At 25.1% G+C, this 9,145-nt stretch carries 9 protein-coding genes and 1 pseudogene; 6 read left to right on the forward strand and 4 right to left on the reverse strand.

Annotated features, from left to right (window positions below; translation table 11 throughout):
• Positions 1–87 precede the first annotated feature (87 nt).
• Complete coding sequence (locus QZ288_RS11335) at positions 88–540, reverse strand: GNAT family N-acetyltransferase (protein ID WP_295158944.1); 453 nt, start codon at positions 538–540, stop codon at positions 88–90.
• 8 nt (positions 541–548) lie between these two features.
• A complete protein-coding gene (locus tag QZ288_RS11340) occupies positions 549–905 on the reverse strand; it encodes a hypothetical protein (protein ID WP_295158946.1) in 357 nt (118 codons plus the stop codon).
• Between the two features lie 91 nt (positions 906–996).
• On the opposite strand from QZ288_RS11340, the gene QZ288_RS11345 reads away from it, so the two are divergent.
• The 5 genes from QZ288_RS11345 to mnmE all read left to right on the forward strand — a co-directional run bounded on the left by QZ288_RS11345 (position 997) and on the right by mnmE (position 5,746).
• Positions 997–1,749, forward strand: a complete 753-nt coding sequence (locus QZ288_RS11345; RefSeq protein WP_295158948.1) for a L,D-transpeptidase family protein — start codon at positions 997–999, stop codon at positions 1,747–1,749.
• A gap of 61 nt (positions 1,750–1,810) precedes the next feature.
• Entirely contained in the window at positions 1,811–2,767 is a 957-nt protein-coding gene (locus QZ288_RS11350) for a WESB_1763 family membrane protein (RefSeq protein ID WP_295158950.1), read from the forward strand.
• 83 nt (positions 2,768–2,850) lie between these two features.
• The gene (tsaE, locus tag QZ288_RS11355; RefSeq protein WP_295158952.1) at positions 2,851–3,300 is read left to right on the forward strand and encodes a tRNA (adenosine(37)-N6)-threonylcarbamoyltransferase complex ATPase subunit type 1 TsaE; all 450 of its coding nucleotides are present in this window, start codon (positions 2,851–2,853) and stop codon (positions 3,298–3,300) included.
• Positions 3,297–4,355, forward strand: a complete 1,059-nt coding sequence (locus tag QZ288_RS11360; protein ID WP_295158954.1) for a hypothetical protein — start codon at positions 3,297–3,299, stop codon at positions 4,353–4,355. The genes tsaE and QZ288_RS11360 overlap by 4 nt, the downstream gene beginning before the upstream one ends.
• A complete protein-coding gene (gene mnmE, locus QZ288_RS11365; RefSeq protein WP_295158955.1) occupies positions 4,352–5,746 on the forward strand; it encodes a tRNA uridine-5-carboxymethylaminomethyl(34) synthesis GTPase MnmE in 1,395 nt (464 codons plus the stop codon). Before QZ288_RS11360 ends, mnmE begins: the two co-directional genes overlap by 4 nt.
• A gap of 27 nt (positions 5,747–5,773) precedes the next feature.
• Here mnmE and QZ288_RS11370 read toward each other — a convergent pair.
• Together QZ288_RS11370 and QZ288_RS11375 are read right to left on the reverse strand one after the other, a co-directional pair.
• Positions 5,774–5,997, reverse strand: a pseudogene (locus tag QZ288_RS11370) (PD-(D/E)XK nuclease family transposase); the annotation flags it as partial.
• A gap of 182 nt (positions 5,998–6,179) precedes the next feature.
• Entirely contained in the window at positions 6,180–7,538 is a 1,359-nt protein-coding gene (locus QZ288_RS11375; protein WP_295158957.1) for an FAD-dependent oxidoreductase, read from the reverse strand.
• A gap of 285 nt (positions 7,539–7,823) precedes the next feature.
• On the opposite strand from QZ288_RS11375, the gene mtnK reads away from it, so the two are divergent.
• The gene (gene mtnK, locus QZ288_RS11380) at positions 7,824–9,050 is read left to right on the forward strand and encodes an S-methyl-5-thioribose kinase (protein ID WP_295158959.1); all 1,227 of its coding nucleotides are present in this window, start codon (positions 7,824–7,826) and stop codon (positions 9,048–9,050) included.
• Positions 9,051–9,145 lie beyond the last annotated feature (95 nt).

The following is a 9,145-nucleotide window of genomic DNA, read 5'->3' on the forward strand; positions in this document are numbered from 1 at the left end:
TTAACGCCAAAGGCGTGCGTTTCATACCTAAATTTTAACAAATTTAAGTTATCTAGTACAGCCCCTTAATATTTTTACAATTGACTTTTAATAAATCATATAATGAAAATGCACCCCGTTTTCCTCCTGAATATCATTATATAATTTTATAAATCCAAGTTTTTTATAGAATTCCAAAGCATAATGAGTAGATTTTACAGTATATCTATCCAAATTTAAAATATTTTTAGCCTCATTAAATAAATTTCCAGCTATTCCCAATCTGAAATATCTGTCATCTACGAAAAAAAGTGCAATATGATCATAATTGATTATTTCAAGCATTCCTATTATAGTATTTTCTTTATTATTGATAGCTGTAAGCATAAGAGAGCCCTGCATATAAAATCTTAATCTCATACTATCAGCAGATATGAATTTAAGGACATTATCAATTCCTTCTTTAGTATCTAAATTAGAATTATATTTTAAATAGATATTTTTAGCGAGAATAGAAATATCATCAATATTTTCTATTCCCGCCCTTTGAATTTCAAACATAAATTATATTATTCAAATGCTTTTATTAATCTTTGAAAAGGCAGATGATTTGTATCTTTAATAAATGATCCATTTTTATAGTATCTCAAATAAGGTATTAGTCCATTATTCCATACAGTTTCTTTAAAATTCATAAAAGGTTCATATAGTGGGCTTTGATTATACATACAAATAAAAATAGTAATATCAATAGAATTATCTTTATTTGCATCTAATTCTCTTTTTAAATTATTCCAATCTCCGCACCAATCCTGAGTAAATACAGCTAAAACATTTTCTGCATCTTTTTTTATATTATCGCTCACTTCTTTTGTATCAATAATATTTTGCATTTCTTTATCATCTATATCTTTAAAAATTAACATTATTTTTCTCTCCCATAAAATATTTATCAATGATACATTAAAATAATATTTTTATCAAGCAAATATTTTTAATTACGATATTATATAATGTATGGAAAAGTTTATAAAAAATATATTTATTATCATAGTTTTTTTTAATATAATTAATACGGTTTTATTTGCAGGCAATTTTCTTAATGAACAAAAAAGATACAGCAGAGTAAGAACAGCGATTGAAGAAAAAGATAATATTATAAAAAATACATTAAAAAATAATAATATAAAATTAGAAGAATTAAATATATTAATAACAGCATACAAAGAAGAAAATATACTTGAAATATATGCAAAAAATAAATCTGACAGTATATACAAAAAAATAGCTTCATATAATATAGCAGCAAAATCAGGAATATTAGGACCTAAAAGAATGGAAGGCGATTTACAAGTGCCTGAAGGCTTTTATTATATAGACAGATTCAATCCTGCAAGCAGCTATTATCTTTCTTTGGGAATTAATTATCCTAATGAATCCGATAAAAAGAAAAGTAATGCTAAAAGACTTGGAGGAGATATATTTATTCATGGTAATAATGTCACTATAGGATGCCTGCCTATGACTGATGATAAAATAAAAGAAATATACTTATATGCTTTATATTCTAAAGATAATGGGCAAAATAGAATACCTGTTTATATATTCCCTTTTAAAATGAATGAAGAGAATATTAATCATTATCAAAAATATTATAATAAATCTATAATAAATTTCTGGGAAAATATAAAAAAAGGTTATAATATATTTCAAAATACTAAAAAAGAATTAATCATAAAAACAGATTCAAATGGAAACTATATATTTTAAATTCTTGAAATTTTTTAATAAAAATATTACTATATAATATATTATAATCGGATAATAGTTGATGACTCAAATAAATAAAAATATTTCTTTTGTCGGCACATATAGTTTCTGGTCATACATATTAATTGCTATTGTATTTATTAATTATTTATTTTTCAGAGCTATAGTTATAGATAATAGTTCATTCATATATTTAATAACAGTTATTTTAGACTATAGTATATTAATATCATTCTTCCTTTTAGTATTTTACAAATTTTATAATTGTATATTTAACTTGGAACTCTCAACTGCAGTATCAGGCATAGCATTTTTAATATTCGGTATATTAAAATTATATGCTATGGAAATTAACATACATAATATTATCGAGTTATTATATTTCATATCAATATTTATTCTTACGATAAAAATATTAATTTCAATGATAATATCAAAAAATACTATAGAATTAGAAAGAGGAGTATATATATTTATTTTGGTTTCTTTATTATCATCTAATGCGAATTATATTTTAATATCAGCAAACAAAATAATAGATACTAATGCCTTTCATTATATATCTAGTTTTATATCAGCTTATATGAATAAATTATCATCTTTCTCATTTTTAATATTAATAATAGCTTATATATTGTTTTTTATAAAAAAAATCATTATGAAAAATATTAATAAATCTTTTTATCTTGCAATAGCAGCCGTTGTATTATCAGTAATTACAATAGTAATATCAGGAAACAGCTTCTTTTTAATTATTATGTCATTTTATAATGCTTTAGGAGTAACTATGTATCTGCCTTTTACTATATATATGGTTATTATAATAATGTTTTCAATAACCTTATTTACATCTTTTACTGCTTCTATATTATTAAAGTCTTATTATCCTAAACTAATAATATTTACTATGTTTATACTTTCGGGACTTGATATTAATAATTTTTCATTAAGATTAATATCTGTATTTTCTCTTATGGAAATGCTTGCAGTTTATAATGATGAAAAATATGATTCTTAATATTTGACAAATAATAATCTATAATATATTATTTTTATGATATTTTATTATTATTATTTATATAAAATAAAAACATAAAAACTATGAAAAAAAAAATTCTTAAAGAAGAAAAAAATATAAGTCTCGAAAATATAAAAAACATTGCTGAATATTTAAAAAACATATTAAAAAACGGAGACATTGTTATAATGGAAGGAAATCTTGGATTTGGTAAAACTACATTTATAAGAATCCTATCAAAATTGATGGAAAGCGAAGATATTGTAAGCAGTCCTTCTTTTACTTTAATAAATGAATATGATATAATTATAAACGGAGAAAAAAGCATATTAAGGCATGCAGATTTATACAGAATTGAAAGTAATGAAGAGCTTGATGATATAGGATTCAAAGACAAAATCAGGGAAAACGGAATTACTATGATAGAATGGGGAAATAAGTTTATAGATTATTTTGAAGCTCCTTATTATTTATTTGAAATAGAAATGCAGGAAGAAGATAATAGATTATATAGGATTAGTTTAATTTCATGAAAAAATCATTTATATTATTGATAATAATGTTTACAGCATTAGTATCATGTTCTAAAAAGATAGATAAAAATACTGTAGTAAGGGCAGTTTCAAAAATTTCATCTGTTAATATCATTATTGGAAATACGATAGATTATGAAGTTAGAATAATATCAAAAAACGATATAGAGTATAATTTTGAAGATTTATCATTTGATGATAGGGAAAATAAAAGCAGAATAATATCTGTAGAAAATCAAAATAGAAATATAGGAAACTATAAAGAAAGAATAATAAAATACAAAATAGGTTTTTATGATGTAGGGCAATTTGTAGTATATCCATTTAAAATTTCATATAATTATAAAAATGAATATTATGAGCTTAATGGAGAAGATACTGCGGTATTGGTACACCCTTTTTCAGACGGTGAAACTCTGCCGCCTATGAAAAATACCATAAGTATAGAAATGCCTAAATATGTATGGATATTTACTGCATTAATAGTTTTTGCTATTATAGGAGTGATAGTTTTAATTTTTGTTATTGCAAAATATATAGAAAATAAATTTAATGAAAAAATAAATATAAAAGAAGATACAGAAGCATTAAATAAATTAAAAGGTATTGATATTAATGCTTATTATAATGAAAATAAATATGCACAATACTATTTTGAATTAACATCTATATTTAAAAGATATTTAACAAAAAGATTCAGATTCAATATAGAAGATATGACTACAAGCGAGATAAATCAATTATTCAAAGAAAATATATTTAATGAAAGCGAGTATATTATAAATATGCTTAAAGAAGCTGATTATGTTAAATTTGCAAAACAAATTCCAGAACTCAATATAATGCATAAAGATTATGACTTTTGCGTGAATTATATAATAAATAACGGCAGCTTATCTGCGGCATTAAAATTAGAAGAAAAAGAAAAGAAAAAAATAAGAAAGCTTGAAAATAAAAAATTAAAAAAACTCAAAAAGAATAAATTAAAAAAAGAAAATGAAAAGCAGTATATACAAGAAAATGCAGAAGATGATAAGCAAGAGTTAAAAATATGAATGAATACGATATAAAAGATACTATAGCAGCATTAGCAACAGCGTATTCAAAAAGTGCATTAGCTGTAATAAGAATGTCTGGAAGCAAGGCATTACAAATAGCATCAAAAATATGTTTTTATGCTAATAATGAAAATAAAAATATAGAAAACTTTGAGCATAGAAAAAGCTACTATGCTTTAATAAAAGATGAAAATAATATACCTATAGATGAGCTTATAGTACTTTCTACCCTAGCCCCTAATACATTTACATCAGAAGATACAATAGAATTTATATCTCATGGAAGTATTATAGTAATAGATTCTCTTATGAAGCTTATAATAAAAAACGGAGCAAGGTCAGCAAATAAGGGAGAGTTTACATACAGAGCATATATAAACGGAAGAATTGGCATAAGCGAGGCAGAGGCTATACATGACTTAATTGATTCCAGCAATAAACTTATGGCTGAGGCAAGCATATACAAAATGAGGGGAAGACTTACAAGAGAAATAGATAAACTTAGGGAGAATATAAAAAATTCTCTTATGATTGTTTATGGAGAATTAGATTTTCCTGAAGATGATACTGAAAGTTTTTCTTATAATAAATTAATAGAAATTTTTATTCAAATAAAAAATGATATAGAAAATATATTATCAAATTCAAAAAGAGTTGAAAGCTTAATAAACGGCATTAAAGTCGCTATACTAGGAAAAGTTAATGCCGGTAAAAGCAGTGTATTTAATATGATATTAGAAAATGAAAGGGCTATTGTTTCTAATATTGCAGGAACTACAAGAGATTTTTTAAGCGAAAGTATTTATATAGAAAATATACCTTTTTATTTTATGGATACAGCTGGCTTTCATAAGAAGGCTGATAATGATATAGAACTTGAGGGAATTGAAAGGGCTAAAAAATGTGCTTATGAGTCTGATATTATACTTGCTGTTTTTGATAATAGCTGTAATGCAAATGATGATGATATAAATTTAATAGAGTTTTTAAATACATTAAATAATAAAAATATTATTTATATAATAAACAAAAATGATGAAGATAAAAAATTTAATTATAAAATAGAAAGCGGTAATATTATAAGCATAAGCACTAAAACAAAAGAAGGGCGTGAAACATTAATGCAGGCTTTGAAAAATCATACTTCAGATTCTGATATTTATATTTTCAATAAAGAAAGTTATGTAAATAATAGAGAAAAAAGCTTCCTTGAAATGGGGCTTAAGCAAATCGATATATGCATAGAAAAATCTATATCATCATTCTCATTAGATGAGATTGCTGAAGAGATGAATATATTAAATAATATAATCGGAAATGTGAGCGGCAAAATAGATGCTGAAGAAGTAATAAATGAGATATTTGCTAATTTTTGTATAGGCAAATAAATAAATTGAGTTTATAGCCAAAAATAATAAAATAATTTTTTTATTATCTCTAGTAATAGTTTTTACATCAAGAACTGGTTCTCTTAAGTAATATTTTCAGGCATATTATGAGGATTAAGAATTTCAAAATTATGTACTTCTTCAAAGCCAGAATCTTTAAGCACAGAGTTTACAATATTTTCTAGTATATCTTTATTACCAATAGAGCCTAAAAGATAACGCACAAAGACTAATACAAAACTTGTACCGATATCGGCATAATCTCTGCCATTTGCGAATGTCAGGCACTCGCAAGTTTTTTATTTTATCGCTTTAAAATTGTCAGCATCTTCACAGGCTTTTTAGCAAATAATTTTTATTATACTATAAAAAACCCTCTAATAAAATTATTTATTAGAGGGAATATATTCTTATACTAATTATATTTTTATTATTATTTAGCAGTATAAGCAACCATAGTCATCCAAGATAATGGTTTATTATAATGAGGTAAGAAGAAGAAGTCAGATAAAGCAAATTCCTGAACAGTCATACCTCTTTGTATAGCAAGAGAGAATGCATGTATAGCTTCAGCATGATTATGTTTAGAAGCAATTTGAGCACCTAATAAACGCCCTGTACCTTCTTCATAAACTATCTTTACTAATACATCTTCATAAGAAGGCATAAATTCAGGTCTTTCAGCATCTTTGAAGAAATTAGATTTTACTTTTAATCCTTTTTTTATTGCTGTTTCTTCAGACCAGCCAGTAGAAGCCATATTATATCCGAATACGCATATAGCATTAGAACCTTGAGTTCCGCAGTATTCAACATGTTTTCCTAAAGCATTATTAGCAGCAACAATACCCATTCTTACAGCATTAGTAGCTAAAGCAATATATTCTTGTTTTTCAGAAGCTCTTGAATATACAGTAGCACAGTCTCCTATAGCATAAACATCATCATCTTTAGAAGATTTCATAGTAGTATCTACAACTATAGCACCATTAGGAAGAGTTTCTAAATAGTCTTTATAAAGCTCATCATTAGGTCTGAATCCTACAGACATAACTACCATATCTACTTCATAAGAACCTTTATCAGTAACAACTCTTTTAACCCTGTCATCTCCTTCAAATTTCTTAACAGTTTCGCCTAAATGCATTTCTACGCCTGCTTCTTTAATTACTTTTTCAGCTTCTTCAGTAATTTCTTTATCGAAATAGTTAGCCATAACTCTAGGCATAGCTTCCATTAGTATAACTTCTTTACCATGATTTTTGAAAGCTTCTATAAGCTCAACACCTATATATCCGGCACCGACTACCATAACTTTTTTTACATCAGGTCTTTTTAATTCCTCAATAATTTCCTGTCCCTGCTGATAAAGTTTAGAGAAGAAAATACCTTTTTTAAGACCATAAGCAGTACCTTCCTGCTTTAATCCCTCAATAGGAGGAGTTATAGGCCAAGAACCAGAAGCAAGAATAAGTTTATCATAATTATCTTCAAATTCTTTTCCTGTTTTGAGATCTTTTACATGTAATTTTTTATTAGCCCAGTCTATTTTCATTACATCATGCCCCATATGAACTTCAATGCCCTCATCTTTTAAGCTTTCAGGAGTAGCATAGAATAAACCTTTAGGATCCTTTACTACACCGCCAACCCAAAGTGCAATACCGCAGGCTAAGAAAGATATATTGTCATTTCTATCATAAGTAACTACCTGACAACTAGGATCAACAGCCTTCAATGTTTTTACTGCCCAAGTACCAGCGTGATTACAACCAATTACTATAACTTTCATAAATAAATTAACCCCTTAATACAAAATTAAATATAAATATTTCGGATTATTATAGTACAAAATAGATGCTAAGTCAAGATATATTAAAATAAAAACAGCATAGCAAGAATACTTATTATTTTTTTTATTTTAATTTATTATAATTTATTTTTAATATTTTTGTCTTAAATATAAAGAAATAATACTGAAGTTTATATAAAGTCCAGCATTATTAAACATCATATTGATATTTATACTTTTTATGCTATATTTGAGAAGAATGAATTTTATTTTCGGATTTTTATTATGATGCAATTTAATGAATATTTTTTGATGAAAGATGAAGATGTATTATTATATGTTAAAGATAAATTAAAATATTTTTCTCAAAATGATAATATAACTTGTAAAGAAATAGGCGACGGTAATATTAATTATGTATATAGAATAAGTAATGGCAAAGAATCTATAATACTTAAGCAGGCGGGAGTTCATACTAGAAGTAATTCATCTGGAAGAATATTAGATATTAATAGAAACTCAAGAGAAGCAGAAATTTTATCTCATTATAATAATGTTCTTCCTAATTCAGCACCAAAAATAATTCATATAGATAGAGTTATGAATTTATTTGTGATGGAAGATTTAAAAGATTTTCTTATATTAAGAGATGCTTTGATTAATGGGAAAATATATAATCATTTACAGGAACAATTAACTGATTTTTTGGTTGAAAGCACATTATCTACAGCAGATTTTTTTATGGACGCTTTTGATAAAAAAGAAAATGCTGCTAAGTATGTTAATAAAGAACTTTGTAAAATAAGCGAAGAATTAGTATTCAGAGAGCCTTTTTTTAATGTACTTAATGAAAATGTTTTTTCTAATGAATTGAATGAATTTGTTAATGATAATTTATATAATAATAAGAAACTGCAGTTAGAAGCTGCAAAATTAAAATATGAGTTTATGAATAATGCTCAGGCTTTAATTCACGGAGATTTGCATACAGGTTCTATATTTGTCAATGAAAACTATATTAAAGTTATGGACTGCGAGTTTGCTTTTTACGGACCTATAGGTTATGATTTAGGTACTATTACAGCCAATTTTTTATTTGCTTATGTTTATCATTTGAATATTAATAAAGATAAAAATTACCATTCATTCTTATTTAATGTTATTAATGATATTATTAGACTTTTTAAAAGCAAATTCACTGCTAAATTTTTGAATGACAGCAATGATATATCTGTAAAAAATGATGATTATATAGAATATTATCTTATTGATGTATTAAAAACTGCTTTCGGCATTTGCGGGCTTGAAATACTTAGAAGAACTACAGGCTGTGCTAGGGTTAAAGAAATAGAGTCTGTTGATAATGCTAATATAAGAAAAAATATAGAATATATGCTTTTAAATATAGGTATTGAATGCTTATCATATAGAGAAAGGCTTGCTATTTCTAAAGAAGAAGATTTTATGAGATTTATAGACAATATAGCAGATAATATAAATAATAATGGATAATATATAATGTAATAGTAGATAATATATAATATTAATTTATAAAATTATTATTTTTATTATTGCTATGCTCGCCTTCGCTTTAACTACATCGATAA

This window comes from uncultured Brachyspira sp., assembly GCF_910578695.1.
In the GTDB taxonomy this organism is placed as follows: Bacteria; Spirochaetota; Brachyspiria; order Brachyspirales; family Brachyspiraceae; genus Brachyspira.

Coding starts and splice junctions, on each gene's coding strand:
- QZ288_RS11345 (WP_295158948.1), top strand. CDS start 997: ATGGAAAAGTTTATAAAAAATATATTTATTATCATAGTTTTTTTTAAT.
- QZ288_RS11360 (WP_295158954.1), top strand. CDS start 3,297: ATGAAAAAATCATTTATATTATTGATAATAATGTTTACAGCATTAGTA.
- QZ288_RS11350 (WP_295158950.1), top strand. CDS start 1,811: ATGACTCAAATAAATAAAAATATTTCTTTTGTCGGCACATATAGTTTC.
- QZ288_RS11375 (WP_295158957.1), bottom strand. CDS start 7,538: ATGAAAGTTATAGTAATTGGTTGTAATCACGCTGGTACTTGGGCAGTA.
- mtnK (WP_295158959.1), top strand. CDS start 7,824: ATGATGCAATTTAATGAATATTTTTTGATGAAAGATGAAGATGTATTA.
- QZ288_RS11335 (WP_295158944.1), bottom strand. CDS start 540: ATGTTTGAAATTCAAAGGGCGGGAATAGAAAATATTGATGATATTTCT.
- mnmE (WP_295158955.1), top strand. CDS start 4,352: ATGAATGAATACGATATAAAAGATACTATAGCAGCATTAGCAACAGCG.
- QZ288_RS11340 (WP_295158946.1), bottom strand. CDS start 905: ATGTTAATTTTTAAAGATATAGATGATAAAGAAATGCAAAATATTATT.
- tsaE (WP_295158952.1), top strand. CDS start 2,851: ATGAAAAAAAAAATTCTTAAAGAAGAAAAAAATATAAGTCTCGAAAAT.